Origin of the sequence: Mesorhizobium sp. CO1-1-8, from assembly GCF_020164875.1 — a bacterium.
GTDB lineage: Bacteria > Pseudomonadota > Alphaproteobacteria > Rhizobiales > Rhizobiaceae > Mesorhizobium.
The window spans coordinates 243,976-261,370 of sequence record NZ_JAIUGZ010000007.1 but is presented as its reverse complement, the minus strand read 5'-3'; the positions used below and the strand labels follow the sequence as shown (position 1 = coordinate 261,370).

At 64.1% G+C, this 17,395-nt stretch carries 15 protein-coding genes; 6 read left to right on the top strand and 9 right to left on the bottom strand.

Annotated features, from left to right (window positions below):
- Window positions 1–43: 43 nt before the first annotated feature.
- Window positions 44–1,501 (bottom strand): MFS transporter, encoded by a 1,458-nt coding sequence (locus LB558_RS16900; RefSeq protein ID WP_224698595.1) that lies wholly within the window; start codon window positions 1,499–1,501, stop codon window positions 44–46.
- A gap of 128 nt (window positions 1,502–1,629) precedes the next feature.
- Here LB558_RS16900 and LB558_RS16895 point away from each other — a divergent pair, with 128 nt between their 5' ends.
- On the top strand, window positions 1,630–2,523 hold the full coding sequence (locus LB558_RS16895) for a LysR family transcriptional regulator (protein ID WP_224698594.1): 894 nt from the start codon (window positions 1,630–1,632) through the stop codon (window positions 2,521–2,523).
- A gap of 49 nt (window positions 2,524–2,572) precedes the next feature.
- Here LB558_RS16895 and cml read toward each other — a convergent pair whose 3' ends face one another.
- Together cml and LB558_RS16885 are read right to left on the bottom strand one after the other, a co-directional pair.
- On the bottom strand, window positions 2,573–3,769 hold the full coding sequence (gene cml / locus LB558_RS16890) for a CmlA/FloR family chloramphenicol efflux MFS transporter (protein WP_224698593.1): 1,197 nt from the start codon (window positions 3,767–3,769) through the stop codon (window positions 2,573–2,575).
- Between the two features lie 232 nt (window positions 3,770–4,001).
- Window positions 4,002–5,405 carry a PLP-dependent aminotransferase family protein gene (locus LB558_RS16885; protein WP_224698592.1) on the bottom strand — a complete coding sequence of 468 codons (1,404 nt, stop codon included), beginning with the start codon at window positions 5,403–5,405 and terminating at the stop codon, window positions 4,002–4,004.
- Window positions 5,406–5,509: 104 nt separating this feature from the next.
- Between LB558_RS16885 and LB558_RS16880 the strand changes: the two genes are divergently transcribed.
- A complete protein-coding gene (locus LB558_RS16880) occupies window positions 5,510–6,400 on the top strand; it encodes a DMT family transporter (RefSeq protein WP_127258660.1) in 891 nt (296 codons plus the stop codon).
- Window positions 6,401–6,418: 18 nt separating this feature from the next.
- On the opposite strand, the gene LB558_RS16875 is transcribed toward LB558_RS16880, so the two are convergent.
- The gene (locus tag LB558_RS16875; protein ID WP_224698590.1) at window positions 6,419–7,459 is read right to left on the bottom strand and encodes a zinc-dependent alcohol dehydrogenase family protein; all 1,041 of its coding nucleotides are present in this window, start codon (window positions 7,457–7,459) and stop codon (window positions 6,419–6,421) included.
- Window positions 7,460–7,556: 97 nt separating this feature from the next.
- Window positions 7,557–8,018, bottom strand: a complete 462-nt coding sequence (locus LB558_RS16870; protein WP_127291610.1) for a winged helix-turn-helix transcriptional regulator — start codon at window positions 8,016–8,018, stop codon at window positions 7,557–7,559.
- A 102-nt stretch (window positions 8,019–8,120) separates the two neighbouring features.
- Here LB558_RS16870 and LB558_RS16865 point away from each other — a divergent pair, with 102 nt between their 5' ends.
- Complete coding sequence (locus LB558_RS16865) at window positions 8,121–9,362, top strand: MFS transporter (RefSeq protein WP_224698588.1); 1,242 nt, start codon at window positions 8,121–8,123, stop codon at window positions 9,360–9,362.
- 3 nt (window positions 9,363–9,365) lie between these two features.
- Here the strand turns inward: LB558_RS16865 and maiA are convergent, their stop codons facing one another.
- On the bottom strand, window positions 9,366–10,016 hold the full coding sequence (maiA, locus tag LB558_RS16860; RefSeq protein WP_224698586.1) for a maleylacetoacetate isomerase: 651 nt from the start codon (window positions 10,014–10,016) through the stop codon (window positions 9,366–9,368).
- A gap of 4 nt (window positions 10,017–10,020) precedes the next feature.
- The gene (locus LB558_RS16855; RefSeq protein WP_224698584.1) at window positions 10,021–10,716 is read right to left on the bottom strand and encodes a fumarylacetoacetate hydrolase family protein; all 696 of its coding nucleotides are present in this window, start codon (window positions 10,714–10,716) and stop codon (window positions 10,021–10,023) included.
- Window positions 10,717–10,891: 175 nt separating this feature from the next.
- On the opposite strand from LB558_RS16855, the gene LB558_RS16850 reads away from it, so the two are divergent.
- On the top strand, window positions 10,892–11,575 hold the full coding sequence (locus tag LB558_RS16850) for a response regulator (RefSeq protein ID WP_027039066.1): 684 nt from the start codon (window positions 10,892–10,894) through the stop codon (window positions 11,573–11,575).
- Between the two features lie 32 nt (window positions 11,576–11,607).
- Here LB558_RS16850 and LB558_RS16845 read toward each other — a convergent pair whose 3' ends face one another.
- Both LB558_RS16845 and LB558_RS16840 read right to left on the bottom strand, forming a co-directional pair.
- Window positions 11,608–12,948 (bottom strand): hybrid sensor histidine kinase/response regulator, encoded by a 1,341-nt coding sequence (locus LB558_RS16845; RefSeq protein WP_224698582.1) that lies wholly within the window; start codon window positions 12,946–12,948, stop codon window positions 11,608–11,610.
- A 15-nt stretch (window positions 12,949–12,963) separates the two neighbouring features.
- On the bottom strand, window positions 12,964–14,148 hold the full coding sequence (locus LB558_RS16840; RefSeq protein ID WP_224698580.1) for an FIST signal transduction protein: 1,185 nt from the start codon (window positions 14,146–14,148) through the stop codon (window positions 12,964–12,966).
- A 263-nt stretch (window positions 14,149–14,411) separates the two neighbouring features.
- On the opposite strand from LB558_RS16840, the gene LB558_RS16835 reads away from it, so the two are divergent.
- Both LB558_RS16835 and LB558_RS16830 read left to right on the top strand, forming a co-directional pair.
- On the top strand, window positions 14,412–14,909 hold the full coding sequence (locus LB558_RS16835; RefSeq protein ID WP_224698579.1) for a (2Fe-2S)-binding protein: 498 nt from the start codon (window positions 14,412–14,414) through the stop codon (window positions 14,907–14,909).
- Between the two features lie 129 nt (window positions 14,910–15,038).
- The gene (locus LB558_RS16830; protein ID WP_224698578.1) at window positions 15,039–17,390 is read left to right on the top strand and encodes a xanthine dehydrogenase family protein molybdopterin-binding subunit; all 2,352 of its coding nucleotides are present in this window, start codon (window positions 15,039–15,041) and stop codon (window positions 17,388–17,390) included.
- Window positions 17,391–17,395: the final 5 nt, after the last annotated feature.

Below are 17,395 nucleotides of genomic sequence, written 5' to 3'. Positions count from 1 at the left end.
GGCGTCCACCGGGACGTCACGCCTCGATCGAACAAGTCGCGCCTTACGAAACATTGGGTTTCGCTCGGCCATTGGTGCGAGCCGAGAGCAGCGCGAGGAACAGAGCGACTAGCGCAAGCACCGTCGCCGCCTGAAAGGTGACCTGCATTCCCCGGGCGGCGGCCTCGGAGCTCAGAAGACCAATGCCTTCGTGCCCTTCGGCCGAGGCGACGGCGAATATGGCGCCCATCACCGATGCGCCCGTGATCAGCCCGAGATTGCGCGAAAGGTTGAGCAGGCCGGAGACGACGCCGCGCTGGCCGGCGTCAACACCGGTCATGACGGCTGCATTGTTCGACGTCTGCAACAGGGCGTAGCCGATGCAGGTGACGGTGATCGCAACGACATAGCCGGCAATGCCGAGTTTGGTCATGGCGAGCGACAGCAGGAACGTGCCTGTCGTGAGGCTGAGCAGGCCTGCGACCATCATCCTGTGGGCGCCGAAGCGGTCGGTCAGGCGTCCGGCCGCCAGCGCCGACAAGGTCGAGACGAGTGGTCCGGTCGACAGCACGAGGCCGACCATTGCGGCATCCAGCCCAAGCCCGCGGGAGAGGTAGAACGGAGCCACCACCAAGGTCGCCATCATCACCGTGGCGACGATCAGGCTCATGGTCAGGCTTGCACTCAGTTGGAGGTCGCGGAAGCTGGCAAGCCGGATCAAGGGGTTGTTCACCCTCGCCTGCACGGCAGCGAAAAGAAGAACGCCGGTGCCGGCAGCGATCAGCAGGCCGATGTTGAGCGTGCCGAAATTGCCTCTGCCCAGCGTCATGGCCAGCGCATAGGCTGCCAGCGTCAGGGCCAGCAGGGAGGTGCCCACGACATCGAACGCGCCTCGGTCGACCTGCAGCGCTGTCTTGCTGTGTGCCGGCAGGGCACGCCAGGCAAGAGCGAAGGTGAGCACACCCAGCGGGACATTGACGAGGAAGATCGCTCGCCAGCCGAAGCCGGCGATCAAAAGGCCGCCGAGCGAGGGGCCAAGTGTCGTGCCGATCGCCGACATGGCGCCGAGCAGGCCCATAGCGCCGCCGGTCCGTTCCTTGCTCACCGTTTCGGCGACAAAGGCCAGCGTCAGCGCCATCATCAGCGCTGCGCCAAGTCCCTGCACGGCGCGCGCGGCAATCAGAAGCCAGAGTGTCGGCGCCAGGCCGCAGAGCACCGATGCAGATGTGAACAGCGCGATGCCGCCAAGCAGCAACGGCCGGCGCCCGAACATGTCGGCCAGCCGACCGGCGCTGACGATCAGCGTGGTGATGGCGAGGAGATAGGCCAGAACAACCCATTGCACGGCCTGGAACGTCGCGCCGAAATTCTGCATCAGCGACGGCAGCCCGACGCTGGCAATGCTGGTTCCCAGCGACGACAGCAGCGTGGCGAGCGACAGGCTTGCCAGCGCCCAGCGGGCAGATTGGGTTTGTGCCTGCGCCGACACGTACTCATTCCGATTTTGCTCAGCGATTGCCACGGCGATCTCCTTCCATCAGTCCCACAACCGGAACTGCTGGAGATCTATTCCCTTGGCCTATGTGGCGGAAGGCGCAGCATTTGCATCTTATTCGTGCGTTTGGCGCCATATCATGTCATGATCTGTGGATGACATCCCCAGATCTCAATTTGCTGTTCGCTCTTGATATCCTGCTGACCGAAGGCAGCGTGGCGCGCGCCGCCAGCCGCCTGCGGCTCAGCCCCTCGGCGATGAGCCGCACCTTGGCGCGGCTGCGCGAGGCTACGGGCGACCCGTTGCTGGTTCGCGCCGGTCGCGGCCTTGTGGCGACGCCGCGTGCGGAAGAACTGCGACAGCAGGCTGGTCGTGTCGTCCAGGATGCGGAGGCGCTCCTGCGCCCTGCCACCTTGCTCGATCTCACGAGCCTGGACAGGGTCTTCACGCTGCGCACCAATGAGAGCTTCGTCGAAGAGTTCGCACCTCGTCTCGTTGCCCGTATCCAGGCCGGTGCGCCCGGTGTGCGGCTGCGCTTTGCACCGAAGTCCGACAGGGACGTCATGTCGTTGCGCGACGCGGCGATCGACTTGGACATAGGTGTCGCTGGCGAGACCGGACCGGAGGTGCGCATTCAGGCGTTGCTTCGCGACCGCTTCATCGGCGCCGTGCGAACGGGCCATCCCTTGACCGAGGGCGGGGTGACGCCGGAGCGCTATGCCGCAGGCCGGCACATCAGCGTTTCACGACGTGGCCGCGAGAAAGGGCCGATCGACGAGGCTTTGAACCTGCGCGGGCTGCAGCGGACAGTCGTGTGCATGGTTTCCGGTTTCTCGGCAGCCCTTGCCATGGCCCGCACATCAGACCTGATCGCCAGCGTTCCGGAGCGGCATACCGAGGGCGCACGCACGGGCATGCACAGTTTTCCCCTGCCGGTTGCCACCGCTGGGGTCACCATCTCCATGCTGTGGCACCCGCGCCTCGATGCCGATCCGGCGCAACGCTGGCTGCGCGACTGCGTGCGGGAGGTCTGTGCGGCGCCGCGCTGACAACGATGAGAGGTCTGCGCCAACCGCCCAGGCTTCTCATCTGTCCCATCTATTCGGTTTGGCGTTTCTGCAAATGCCTCAATGCGCCTAGTGTGAGCGTCGCCATGACCGAACAGTAGGCGACCAGCGGCCACGCCGTGTCTCCGCCGAGCCTGATGACAAACAACGTGCCGAGGATGCCGACGACAAGGCTCTGGATGCAGAAGTAGAATGCGACTGCGGTTCCCGCGACATCGCCGAACGCCTCGAGTGCACCGTTCGCGGTGACTGAGACAGTGAAGACGATACCCACGGCAACGACCCACATCGGCAAGACGAATGTCGCGAAGGACGGCTGTGCGAACAGTTGCCCCACTGCCAGCAGCGCCGCGCCGAGCAGCAACATCGCCATGCCGTGCGCGACGCTGCCCGCGGTGCCCCAGCTTGCAACGAACCTTCTGGCGAAGCGGGTGGTGGCGATCATCACCAGCGCCGCGGTGGCGAAGGCAAGACTGAAACCGAGCTGTGAAAAGCCGGCGCGATCCATGAGCACCCGTGGCGCTGTCGAAAAGAACACGAAGAAGGCGCCCATGGCGGCACTGAACGCAAGAGTGTAGGTCCAGAAGGCAAGACTGGAGAGAATGGGTCGAAGCGCCATTCGCCTGGTATCGGCATTCGAGGGGTGGGTTTCGTGCCATTTCGGCCATGCGTAGAGAGTGGCTGCCGTGGCCAGGCATCCGAGCGTCAGGAAGATTGCCCTCCAGCCGAAATTGTCGGCAATCAACGCGCCGGCAACCGGCCCCAATGCCGGCACGAAAGCCAACATCGAGCTGAACAGGCCGTAAATGACGGCACTTTCGGGCCTTTGCGCATAGACGTCGCGAACCGTTGCAAAGGTTGCAACGAGAATGGCGGACGCACCAATGGCCTGCGCGACCCGCAGGACGACGAAGACAGTGGCCAGCGAGGTGCCGGCGAGCAGAAAGGAAGCGCCTGCAAACAAAAGCGCGCCACCGATCAGCACCGGGCGCCTGCCGATCCTGTCGGAAATCGGGCCGAAGACGACTTGGCCGAGCCCAAGACAGATCATGTAGAGGCTCAGCGTCAGTTGGATGACATCAGGCGATGTCTTGAGGATTCTCGGCATCGCCGGGACAATCGGGAGGTAGATGTCCATAGCCAGCGAGGCCAGGATGTCGAAAGGCGCCATCAGCACCATGGCTGCTGGCAGGGAAGTGGTCCATGTCGGCTTTTTTGGAAAAGGCATGATTGAACGTCCGCTCAAATGGGTACATTTGGCGGCGATCTGCCATTCTCACTGAAGACAGGATGACGGGCCGCCGCAACAACGAAGTGCTGTTGCGGCCTACTTGTCTGCTGACTTGCTGGTTCCCATAAACGCTATCCCGGAAAATGATGGCGCAGACATTCTCTCGAGTGCGCTTGCGGTTGCCTAGCAGTCGAAGGTTGCACAGGCAACAGGGTCCGCTTGATGCGCGTCACCGCGCCATCGCAGCCTCGATCACCTCGAAAATCCGCTCGTCCGCGCATTGGGCAACGTTGAAGCGCAGGAAGCGGCTGGCAGTTCCAGACAGGCTGAAAGCGTTGCCGGGCGCCAGCACGATGTTGTCGGCCAGAGCGCGGCGGGCCACTTCGGCCGCATCGACGCCATCCGGCAGGCTGCACCACAGGAACAGGCCAGCCGGCTGGTCGATCCAGGGTATGACGCCGATCGCCTTCAGGCGGGCGCTCGTCTCGCCCATGGCGCGCGCAAGTTTCGCGCGCAGCAAGTCCATGTGCTTGCGGTAGCTGCCGTCCTTGAGCAGTGTCAGCACGAGTTCGGCCGCGAGCCGGCCGCCGCCGAAGGTCGTGGCGATCTTGAGGTCGGTCAGGGGCTCGATCCAGTCGCGCGGTGCGGCGATGAAGCCGCAGCGAACCGACGCCGACAGCGTTTTGGAGAAGCTGCCGATATGGACAACGCGGCTGAGACCATCGAAGGCCGCGAGCCTTGGGGCCGGCGCATGTTCGAAATCGGCGAAGATATCGTCCTCGACGATTGTCAGATCCGACTGGTCGGCGAGCTTGAGCAGCCGGTGTGCGATGACCGGCGACAGCACCGCGCCGGTCGGGTTGTGGATGGCGGAATTGGTGATGTAGAGGCGCGGCCGATGCTCGGCCAGCGCCTGCGCGAACAGATCGATATCCGGCCCCGACGGCGTGTAGGGAACGCCGACGACCTTGGCCCTGTGGGCGCGCAGCAGAGCATGAAAATTGAAATAGCAGGGGTCGTCGACCAGCACCGTATCGCCGGGTTCGATCAGGAACCGGCACAAAAGGTCGATGGCCTGCGTGCCCGACTCCGTCAGCATGATCTGCTCCGGCGAGGCTTCGATCCCGTACCCGGCCATGCGCCGCGCCAGCAATTGCCGTAGCGGCGGCAGGCCGAGCGGCGTGCCATAATCGGCCAGTGCGACATCGTCGGCACGCGCTACCGTGCGCAGTGCCCGGCGCAGACCTGTCTGCGGCATCCACGAGGCCGGCAGCCAGCCGCAGCCGGGTTTCAGCATGTCGTCGCCGGCCTCCAGCGACTGGCGCGAGATCCAGAGCGGATCGATCGCGCGGTCGAGGCGGGGACCGATCTCGGCCAGCGACAGCGGCGCCAGCGATCCGGCGGCATAGAAGCCGGAGCCCGGCCGCGAGCGGATCGCGCCTTCGGCGGCGAGCCGCTCATAAGCTTCGACCACGGTGGATTTGGACACCCGCATGGATTTGGCAAAGGCGCGGATCGACGGCAATTGCGCTCCCGGCGTGAGGCTGCGCGCTGCGATCCGCTGGCGGATCGTCGCCATGACGCCTTCGACCAGCGTACCGCTGCTCTCGCTTCCTGTGGTCTGTTTGTCCATCCGTACTGCTCTGCTGACCATGACAGTTTTGCATAATTGTACCGCATTGTCTCTGGCGATACTACGGGCTCCGCGCGATACGGAGCCGACAAACGGAGCATACGATGGACAAGACCGCGAGCGGCTGGATGAATGGATTCATCGGCGTGTTGATCTTCAGCGGCTCGCTGCCGGCAACGCGCGTGGCGGTGAGGGATTTCGATCCGACATTCCTGACCTCGGCCCGGGCGGCGATTGCCGGACTGCTTGGCCTGGCACTGCTGCTCCTGTTTCGGCAAAAGCGCCCGGAGCGCGGCGATCTGCTGTCGCTGGTGATCGTCGCCCTTGGCGTGGTTGTCGGCTTTCCCTTGCTGACCGCGTTGGCGCTGAAGCACGTCACCACGGCCCATTCGATCATCTTCGTCGGCCTGCTGCCGCTGGCAACCGCAATCTTCGGCGTGCTGCGCGGCGGCGACCGTCCGCGCCCGGCCTTCTGGCTGTTTTCATGCATCGGCAGTGCGCTGGTCGCGGGTTTTGCCCTGACGCAGGGCGTGACGGCCTCGCCGGTCGGCGATGGTCTGATGCTTGCCGCCATCATCGCCTGCGGTCTGGGCTATGCCGAGGGTGCCGCGTTGTCGCGCAGGCTCGGCGGCTGGCAGGTGATCTGCTGGGCGCTGGTGCTGTCGCTGCCGATCATGCTGGTGCTGACGCTGATGACCATGCCGCCGTCGTTCGACGGCGTCGGCGTCAGTGCGTGGATCGGGCTTGCCTATGTCTCGCTGTTCAGCATGCTGATCGGCTTCGTGTTCTGGTATCGCGGCCTGGCGCAAGGCGGCATCGCCGCCGTCGGACAGTTGCAGTTGCTGCAGCCCTTCTTCGGCCTCGCGCTGGCGGCGACGCTGCTGCACGAGCAGGTCAGTTCGCTGATGGTCGTCGTCACGCTTGGCGTGGTGCTTTGCGTCGTCGGCGCCAAGCGCTTCGCGAAGCAAGAATTGCCACGACGTGCGATCGCCTGACGACGGTGCCGTCCTCGCCTAAAACTTCGTGACCACCCCAATACCAATACCCTCGAAGCCGCCCATCGCCATCAGGGCCGCGGGCGCCTCGTCGAGGCTGATCCTCTTGCCGACCAGCAGTTCGGGCTTCAGCTTGCCGTTGCGGATCATGCCCATCATCGCTTGGTAGCGGTAGGCCTGCATGCCGTGGCTGCCGAGGATTTCGAGTTCGAAGGCGATCACCTTGTCCATCGGCACTTGCGGCCGGGCATGCTCGCCTAGCATCAGACCGACCTGCACATGGCGGCCGCGCCGGCGCAGATTGGATATCGAATTGAACGAGGTGGTAGGGTGGCCGAGCGCGTCCATCGACATATGCGCGCCGCCATTGGTGATCTGCTTGACCGCCTTGACCACGTTAGGCGTCGTAGATGCATTGATGGTGGCGACGGCGCCGATCTTTTTGGCGAAATCCAGCTTCTCGTCGGTGAGATCGATGGCGATGACATTGGCGCCCATGGCACTGGCGATCATGATCGCCGACAGGCCGACGCCGCCGCAGCCATGCACCGCGACCCATTCGCCGGGCTTCACCCGGCCCTGGTCGACAATGGCGCGAAACGAGGTGACGAAGCGGCAGCCGAGGCTGGCGGCGGTGGCGAATTCCATCTCGTCGGGCAAGCGCACCAAGTTGGTGTCGGCGTGTTCGATGGCGACATATTCGGCGAACGAACCCCAGCCGGTGAAGCCAGGCTGCGTCTGGTGCTCGCAGACCTGGTGATTGCCCGAATTGCACTCGAAGCAGCGGCCGCAGCCGACGGCGAACGGCACGGTGACGCGCTCGCCGGCCTTCCAGCGCGTAACCTGCTTGCCCGCGGCGACGACGATGCCGGCAAGTTCGTGGCCCGGCACATGCGGCAGCGTGATGCCGTCGTCATGACCCATCCAGCCATGCCAGTCGCTGCGGCACAGGCCGGTCGCCTCGACCTTGATGACGACGCCATCGGCTGCCGGCTTCGGATCGGGGACGGTCTGGATCGTCGGCGCTTCGCCGAATTTCTCGAAGACGACGGCTTTCATCGGTCACTCCACACTGCTGCAGCTGGGGAAACGATAGCCGATTCCCTGTCCGGTCAAGCGGAAATCGATTCCGCCAGACATGGCGGGGCGCAGGCGCCTATCCGGTTTCCCGGGTGCGAAAGTCGGCAAGCCGGGTCTCGCCGGGGGCAAGTCGCCGCCCGTCCTCGGCATGAACTTCCAGGCGCTTGATCGGCCGCCCGGCGAGCGTGTCGACCATGAAGGTGTAGGGCTCGCCCGGCCCGGCGAAGTAGGTCTCGCCCCATTGCCGCAGGGCAACCAGGACATAGAACAGGCCGCGTCCCTTTTGCGTCAGCACATATTCATGGTGTGCGCTGCCGTCGGGTGCCGGAACCGTTTCGAGGATGCCATGCGCGACGAGATTACGCAGCCGCGACGACAGGATGTTCTTGGCGACGCCGAGGCTCTTCTGGAACTCGCCGAAGCGCCGCAACCCGTCGAAGGCGTCGCGCACGATGAGCAGCGACCACCAGTCGCCGATCGCGTCCAGTGGTCGCGCTATGAGGCAATCCGCCTCGTGGTGGCTCGTTCGTTTCACCATGGCAGTCGTTGGTCCAGCATTCGATTTTCGGTTGCAACATAAAACTGTTCTGCCTATCCAGCAAGGAGTTTCAAGTTGAAACCTTTTATGGAGAGAGCTGACATGAATGTGCAGGTGGCGAACAGCGGTGCAACAAGCCTCGAGCAATCCGATGGCCCGCCTCGGGTGGCGCCGCCGCCTGCGGGATTGTCACGATTGACCGCGCTGATCTTCGCCATCGCCTGCGGCCTGAGCGTCGCCAATGTCTATTTCGCTCATCCGCTGCTCGACGCCATGGCACATGATTTTGCCATCGCGCCGGCCTCGGTCGGCATCGTGGTGACGGTCACGCAGATCGGCTATGGACTCGGCCTGTTCTTCATCGTGCCGCTGGGCGACCTGTTCGATCGCCGCAAGCTGATTGCCGGGCAGGCGATTCTGTCTGCCGTGGCGCTGGTGGCGGTCGGGGTCGCGCCCAACGCGGCGATGCTGCTGGCGAGCCTGGCGTTGGTCGGGCTGCTGGCGGTGGTGGTGCAGGTGCTGGTTGCCTTCGCTGCCGACCTCGCAGTGCCGTCGCAGCGGGGACGGGCGGTCGGCACCGTCACCAGCGGTGTCATCCTGGGCATCCTGCTTGCCCGCTTCGCTTCGGGCGTGGTCGCCGATTTCGCCGGCTGGCGCTGGGTCTATCTCGTCTCGGCCATGTTGACGCTCGTCATGGCGATGGTTCTCTACCTGATCCTGCCGCGCCATGAGGCGGAGCGGCCACGCACACCCTATCCGCGCCTGCTCGCTTCGGTGCTGCTGCTGTTCGCGCAGGAGCCGCTGCTGCGCGCGCGGGCGGTGCTGGCCATGTTGATCTTCGCCAGTTTCAACGTGCTGTGGGCGCCACTGGTGCTGCCGCTGAGCGCTGCGCCATTTTCACTCTCGCACACCGAGATCGGGCTTTTCGGCCTTGCCGGGGTGGCCGGCGCGCTGGGCGCGCGCTGGACCGGCGGTCTCGTCGATCGTGGACGCGGCCAACTGGTCACCGGCCTCAGCCTGCTGCTGATGATGGCGGCCTGGCTGCCGATCGCCTTCATGGGCATCTCTCTGTGGTTGCTCGTCGCCGGCATCGTCATGCTCGATCTGGCGATCCAGGCCGTCCACGTCACCAACCAGAGCCTGATCTTCGCCCGCCGCCCGGATGCGCGCAGCCGCCTGGTTGGCGGCTACATGATCTTCTACTCGATCGGCAGTGCCCTGGGCTCCATCGCCTCGACCATGGCCTATGGTGCAATGGGTTGGAGCGGCGTCTGTGTGCTCGGCGCTGGCATCGGCCTGTTGGCGTTGCTGTTCTGGGCGCTGACGCTGCGCGTCGGCAGATGAAACCTATTCCGCGTCGATCTGGTTCTGGGGTGCGGCTTTCTGGAAGGCCGGCAGCGCCATGCAGGCGGCGTTGATGCGCGCGATCGTCGGGTAGGGCGTCAAGTCGACGCCGAAGCGGGCATTGCTGGCAATCTGCGCGGCGAGGCAGATGTCAGCCAGACCCGGCGCGTCGCCATGGCAGAATGTTCCGGTTTCCGCCGACGAGGCCAGGATCTTTTCAAGCGGCTGGAAACCTTCGTTCACCCAGTGGCGGAACCAGTTGACGACGTCCTCGTCGCCGGCGCCGAATAGAGTGCGCAGCGAGGTCAGCACGCGCAGATTGTTCACCGGGTGGATGTCGCAGGCGATCATCTGCGCCAGCATTCTCACGCGTGCCCGTCCGGCCGGGTCCTTCGGCAGCAGCGGTGGTTCCGGGCTGGTCTCGTCGAGGAATTCGATGATCGCCAGCGATTGCGTCAGCAGCGTGCCGTCGCCGAGGATCAGCGCCGGCACCAGCCCTTGCGGATTGACCGCGAGATAGGCGGGCTCCAGATGCTCGCCATGGCGCAGATGATGCGGGACATAGGCGTAGCTCAGCCCCTTCATCTCCAGCGCGATCCGCACCCGGTAGGAGGTGGAGGAGCGGTAGTAATTGTGCAGGACGAGTTCGCTCATGGCCTCACTTCGGTTGGCCGATGGTCACTTCGATGGTCCCGATGCCGTCGACGCCGCCGGTCATCGTGTCGCCGGGGCCAACCGCGCCGACGCCTGCCGGCGTACCGGTGAAGATCAGGTCGCCCGGCTCGAGCTCCATCGCTTCGCTGCAGATCGACACGATATCCGATATCGGCCAGATCAGCTCGGCGAGATCGGCATCCTGCCTGACCTTGCCGTTGACGGCGAGCCAGATGCGGCCCTTCTGTGGGTGGCCGGAATCCTGGGCTTGCACCAGCGGGCCGCAAGGGGCGGAGCGGTCGAAGGCCTTCGACCAGTCCCAGGGTCGGGCGGCCTTCTTGGCTTCGTCCTGCAGATCGCGGCGGGTGAGGTCGATGCCGACACCATAGCCCCAGACATGGTCCAGCCCCTTGTCGCGGGGAATGCGGAAGCCGGCTTTGCCGATCGCAGCCACCAGTTCGATCTCGTGGTGCAGATTGGCCGTCAGCGGCGGGTAGGGGATAGCGGTGCCGGAATCGACCACCGCGTCGGCCGGCTTGGTGAAGAAGAAGGGCGGATCACGCTCGTCATTGCCGAATTCGCGGGCATGCGCCGCGTAGTTGCGGCCGACGCAGTAGATACGGCGCACCGCGAAACGCTCAAGCGAGCCCGCAATGGCCACCGATGCGGTTGCGGGCAGGGGAAGGACGAATTCTGTCATCAAGGGTCTCTGCTTGGTTGCCGGAACATTCGACCGATTTGGGGGCCTGGACAAGGCGATTTGGTCGAGAAAGTGCCGGCGGCACTTTCCGCCGGAGATGGCGATATACTATTTGGCAATAATCTGACCATGGTGACGAGGTTATTCTAATCGCTCACGAACTGAAATGAACCCCATGACCGCAACCCACGATCGCGCCCGGTTCCTGATCATCGACGACCATCCGCTGTTTCGCGAGGCGCTGCACAGCGCCGTGCAGATGGCCTATCCGGAAGTCGACACGGTGGAGGCGCGCTCGATCACCGAGGCGCTCGATCTTCTGGCCGATGCCAAGCCGTTCGACCTCGCGCTTCTCGACCTCTCGATGCCCGACGTGCACGGTTTTGACGGGCTGCTGCAACTCCGGACCCGCTATCCGCGCCTGCCGGTGGTGATCGTCTCTGGCTACGAGGAGCCGAAGATCATTTCCGAGGCGCTGTCCTATGGCGCTGCCGGCTTCATCCCGAAATCGGCGCGCAAGAGCGACCTAGCCGCCGCCATACGCTCGGTGATGGAAGGCGCGATCTATGTGCCTGAAACCTATGAGGGCCGCACGCCCGACGCCGAAAGCGTCGACCGCGCCGACATGGTGCAGCGCCTGTCGACACTGACGCCCCAGCAACTGCGCGTGCTGCAGATGCTGCGCCAGGGCCTGCTGAACAAGCAGATCGCCTACGAGCTGCAGGTGGGAGAGACGACCGTGAAGGCGCATGTCTCGGAAATCCTGCGCAAGCTCAACGTCTACAGCCGCACCCAGGCGGTGATCGAGGTTTCGAAGCTCGACAATGCGGAGTTGTTTCGCGATCAGGCGGGGTTTTGAGCTTAACCTTCCCTCAGGGGGAGGGTATCAAGCTAAGCCAGCAGATGCGCCAGCAGCGCCCTTAGCTGCGCCGGCTTCAGCGGCTTGCGCATCAGTTCGATGCCGCCGGCGCGGGCGGCCTTGGCGACGGCTTCGGAACTGTCGGCGGTGACGATCAGCGCCGGCACGGCGCGGCCGAGATAGTCGCGGACTTCGGCGATGGTCGTGGTGCCGAGATCGCCGCCGTCGAGATGCTGGTCGGCAATGACGATGTCGGGCACCCAGTCGGTGTCGCCGAGCATGTCGAGCGCATCGTTGGTCGAGGTCGCGGCCCGCACCAGGCATTGCCAGCGTTCGAGCAGGAAGGTCATGGCCTGCAGCACTTCGATATCGTTCTCGACCAGCAGCACCTTGGTGCCGAACAGGCCATAGCCGCGCGGCCGTTCCATGTCGGCAAGGCTGGCGATGGCATCGGCTGGCGCACCGATGCCGACGGGTACATCGATGTGGAAGATCGTGCCGCGTCCGACCTTCGACGAGAATGTCACGGGATGGCCGAGCGCGCTGGCCATGCGGCGCACGATGGCAAGCCCGAGCCCGAGACCGCCACCGTCCAGTTCGGCATTGGCCGGCGAGGTGCCGCGGTGGAACTCCTCGAACACCGCCTCGCGCTGGTCGTCGGGAATGCCGCAGCCCGTATCGGCGACGTCGATGCGGATGGTGTCGCCGCGATGTCTGGTGCCGACAAGCACGCCGCCCGAGCGGGTATAGCCCAGCGCGTTGGAGAGAATGTTCTGCAGGATGCGGCGCAGCAGTGTGCGGTCGGAGCGGACCACCGCATTGACCGGCCGGAATTTCAGCGACAGGCCTTTCATCTCCGCCACCGGCAGGAAATCCGAGCGGAGCGACGAGAACAGCGCCTCCAGGCTGACGTCGCCTATGTCGGGCTGCACCACGCCGGCATCGAGCTTGGAGATGTCGAGCAGGGTTCGCAGCAGGTCCTCCATCGTCTCCAGCGAGCGCTCGACCTGCCGCACCAGTTTCTTGCCCTCGTCGCTGGTCTGAACTTCGGCGAGTGCCGAAATCGAGAGATGGGCCGCGTTCAGCGGCTGCAGCACGTCGTGGCTGGCCGCGGCGAGGAAACGGGTTTTTGACAGGTTCGCCAGTTCGGCGTTTTCCTTGGCAGCGCTGAGGTCGATGTTCGACTGCTCCAGCCGGCGCAAGGTCGAGTGCAGTTCCTCGGTGCGGGTGCGCACCCGGTTTTCCAGCGAAATCGCGGTCTGGAACAGCGAAAAGGCGTTGCCTTGCTGGTCCATAGAGCGCTCGACGCGGCTGACCAGTGCCGCGTTGATCTTCTTCAGCTTTTCAAGATCGTTTATGTCCCTCAGCGGCATCTTTGTTCCGCCGTCCTATTCCGCCGCCTGGCGCTCGCCGAAGGCGATGCCGGTAAAAGTCTGGTTCAGATGCATCGACCGGTACTGTTCGCCATAGGTGCCGAAGCCGATGACATTGTTGACCCGGTAGAGTTCCGAGATGTCGCGAAACACCTGCCGATTGCGCGCGTCCAGCCGGCGCAGCACGCAGTCGAAGCCGAGGATCATGTCGATGCCGCCAAGCCTCTCCTCGACGTCGCGCAGGGCGGCGCGCGTCGATTCGACCATGTCCTTTGGTTGGGCGATCGACAGCACGACGCCATCGTCGATGGCGCAGAAGAACGACAGCGAGCCGTCGGCATGCATCTTCTGGATCGACCGGCAATAATATTGGCCGCCCACCTTCACCACCACGGGATGCGAGGCGAAGCTCAGTGGCGTCAGCATCTGCGCGACGATGCCGACGGACGCGGCATATTCCTGCGCCGCATTGGTGGCGTTGAACTCGCGCACGATGCGGTGATCGGGATCGGAAGCCGTCACCACCAGTTTTTCATCGGTGGGAACGAAATTGTCGGTCTTGAAGACATGGAAGGGAATTTCGGTCGATATCAGCACGATGATGGCGCTGTCGGAGGTGACCTTGCCGTTCGAGATCAGGCGCGTCGTCTCGAATTTCAGATCGTCGCCGGCGGAGCCGCCAAGCAGCGGTATGTCGTCGAGGCCCCAGTGGATGGCTGAACTCACCGCTTCCTCGGCATAGGAGAGCCCGTCGATGAAGCAGAGCGCGAAAGTGCCTTTGGTACGATTGCAACCGAGGCGCGCGCGCAGCGATCGCCGCAGGGCCTCGACCTCGCCGGTGATCCTGTCCATACCCGACGAGGACAGATTTTCGACCATCACGCTAACGGCGGTGAACGCGGTGGACGGAAGCAGCATGGCCAGCACATGACCATCCTCGAGACCTTGCGGCGTGATCTCGCCGGCAGTCGAGCAGCCGGCGTGGTGGAGCGTCGGCGCGTGGGTCATGAGCGCTTGGGAAAGGGCGCTGGCTTCGACCAGGCTCTGGGAAAAGAACAGCAGGGCAAAGCCAGCGTCGATGGCGGCCGCTTCCAGTGCGATCGCCTTGGCGAACGCCTCCATGTCGGGCTCGTCCGTGGTGAGCGCCGACAGGCCGCATGCATAGCGCGTCCGTGAATTTGCCAGCGATGTTCTCCGCATTTCCTCCGACGCTTTTTTGTGCGCGGCTGTTTTACATGCTTTTGGTGCGCTGGCGTCGACCCACATTGTTGCCTTCAATCGGCGGTTTGGCAATGGGGCCACCGGCACCGCACGTTTGGGCGCGGCCATGACCGAAAGTACAATGTGCCGCGTTTGCGACGTGCTGTTTTTTGTCCGATGTGCGGTGTACCAATAACGCATGGCCGATGCGCCAACGTCGCGTTGGCAACGTGATGACCAAGGTTGATACCCAGGGAGGGACCATGTCGGACGTTTCGTTGATGGTGAACGGAAAGCGGGTCAGCGGTGCTGCCGAGGACCGAACACTTCTGGTTCACTTCCTGCGGGAAAATCTCGGCCTTACCGGCACGCATGTCGGTTGCGACACCTCGCAATGCGGGGCCTGCGTCGTCCACGTCGACGGCAAGGCGGTCAAATCCTGTACGATGCTCGCGGTGCAGGCCTCCGGCTCGACCGTGTTGACGATCGAGGGCCTGGCCAATGGCGCCGACCTGCATCCGGTGCAGGCCGCCTTCAAGGAACATCACGGGCTGCAGTGCGGCTTTTGTACGCCCGGCATGATCATGACGGCGACCGACATGATCAGCCGCCACCCCGAAGGGCTCGACGAGGCGACGGTGCGTGCCGAGCTCGACGGCAACATCTGCCGCTGCACCGGCTATCACAACATCGTCAAGGCGATCCTCGCCGCATCGGAAACGATGAAGGGGTCGAAGGGTAAGGCGAAACAGGCTGCGTGAGATGAAGTGAGTAGCGAATAGCGGGCGCGAATTGTCAGTATTCCACTGACCGAACACGTCTCTCGATCTTCACTACTCGCTACTCGCTACTCGCTATTCGCTATTTCAGCATTTCGGGAGGAATTTCTGATGGGCATTGAAGGTGTTGGCGCTCGGGTCGCGCGCAAGGAAGACAAACGGTTCATCACCGGCGCCGGCCGCTATGTCGACGACATGGTGGTTCCCGGCATGAAGCACGCAGCCTTCGTGCGCAGTCCGCACGCGCATGCGCAGATCAAGAAGATCGATGTGAAGAAGGCTCAAGGCATGCCCGGCGTCATCGGCGTGCTGACCGGCAAGGAACTCAAGGCCGACGGCATCGGCAATCTCATCTGCGGCTGGATGATCCACTCCAAGGACGGCTCGCCGATGAAGATGGGGGCATGGTCGCCACTCGCCTTCGACCGGGTCCGTTATGTCGGCGACGCCGTGGTGATCGTCGTCGCCGAGACCAAAGGGCAGGCGCGTGATGCCGCCGAGGCGGTCGAGATCACCTACAAGGAGCTGAAGGCCGTCGTCGACGCCTCCAAGGCGATGGACAAGGGTGCGCCGCAGATCCACCCCGAAGCGGACAACAATCTGATCTTCGACTGGGACATCGGCAATGCCGACGACACCGCGGCGGCCTTCGGGAAGGCAGCCCATGTCGTCAAGATGGACATCATCAACAACCGGCTGGTGCCCAACGCCATGGAGCCGCGCGCCGCACTTGGCCATTACGACAAGGCCGAGGACCACTACACCTGCTGGACGACCTCGCAGAACCCGCATGTGGCGCGGCTGGTGATGAGCGCTTTCTACAATGTCGCGCCGGAAAACAAGCTGCGCGTGATAGCGCCCGATGTCGGCGGCGGTTTCGGCTCGAAGATCTACATCTATCCCGAAGAGATCGTCTGCCTGTGGGCGTCGAAGAAGACCGGCGTGCCGGTCAAATGGGTGGCCGACCGGACCGAGAGTTTTCTGACCGACGCGCATGGCCGCGACCATCACACCCATGCTGAAATGGCCTTCGACAAGGACCACAGGATCCTCGGCCTGAAGGTGGAAACCCAAGCCAACCTTGGCGCCTACATGTCGCTGTTCTCATCGGCGACGCCGACCTATCTCTATGCGACGCTGCTGTCGGGCCAGTACAACATCCCGGCCATCCACGCCAATGTGAAGGCGATCTACACCAACACCGCGCCCGTCGATGCCTATCGCGGGGCAGGGCGGCCGGAAGCGACCTTCGTCATGGAGCGCATGATGGAGACCGCGGCCCGCCAGTTCGGCGTCTCGCCGGCCGAGCTGCGGCGCAAGAACTTCGTCACCTCGTTCCCACACCAGACGCCGGTCATCATGTGCTATGACGCCGGCGACTATGCGGCTTCGCTCGATGCGGCAATGAAGGCGTCGGATTATGCCGGCTTTGCCGGGCGCAAGGCCGCCGCCGCCAACAAGGGGCTGCTGCGCGGCATCGGCATGAGCTGCTACATCGAGGCCTGCGGCATCGCGCCGTCTGCGGCCGTCGGCTCGCTCGGCGCCGGTGTCGGCCTTTGGGAATCGGCGGAAGTGCGCGTCAACGCGGTCGGCACGATCGAGGTGCTGACCGGCTCGCACAGCCACGGCCAGGGCCATGAGACGACCTTCGCGCAACTGGTCAATGAGCGCTTCGGCGTGCCGCTCGATTCGGTCTCGATCGTGCATGGCGATACCGACAAGGTGCAGATGGGTATGGGCACCTATGGCTCGCGCTCGGGTGCGGTCGGCATGTCGGCCATCGTCAAGGCGCTCGACAAGGTCGAGGCCAAGGCCAAGAAGATCGCGGCACATCTGCTCGAGGCCGACGAAGGCGATATCATCATCGAGAATGGCGCGCTGAAGGTCGCCGGTACCGACAAGAACGTGCCGTGGTTCCAGATGGCGCTGGCCGCCTACACCGCCCACAACCTGCCGGGCGGCATGGAGCCCGGGCTGAAGGAGACGGCCTTCTACGATCCGTCGAATTTCACTTTCCCGGCGGGCTGCTATATCTGCGAGGTCGAGGTCGACCCGGAAACCGGCGTCACCGAGATCGTCCAGTTCGTCGCCGCCGACGATTTCGGCAACATCATCAACCCGATGATCGTCGAGGGCCAGGTGCATGGCGGGCTGGCGCAAGGAATCGGCCAGGCGCTGCTCGAAGGCGCCTATTATGACAATAGTGGCCAGCTTTTGACCGCGAGCTACATGGACTACACCATGCCGCGCGCCGGTGATCTGCCGTCGTTCAAGGTTTCGACCTCGAATACGCCATGCCCGGGCAATCCGTTGGGGATCAAGGGCTGCGGCGAGGCCGGCGCCATCGGCTCGCCACCGGCGGTGATCAACGCCATCACCGACGCCATCGGCAGCAACGATCTTGCCATGCCGGCTTCGCCGTCCACCGTGTGGGCAGCAATCCGCGCGACGACGAAACACTGAGGAGG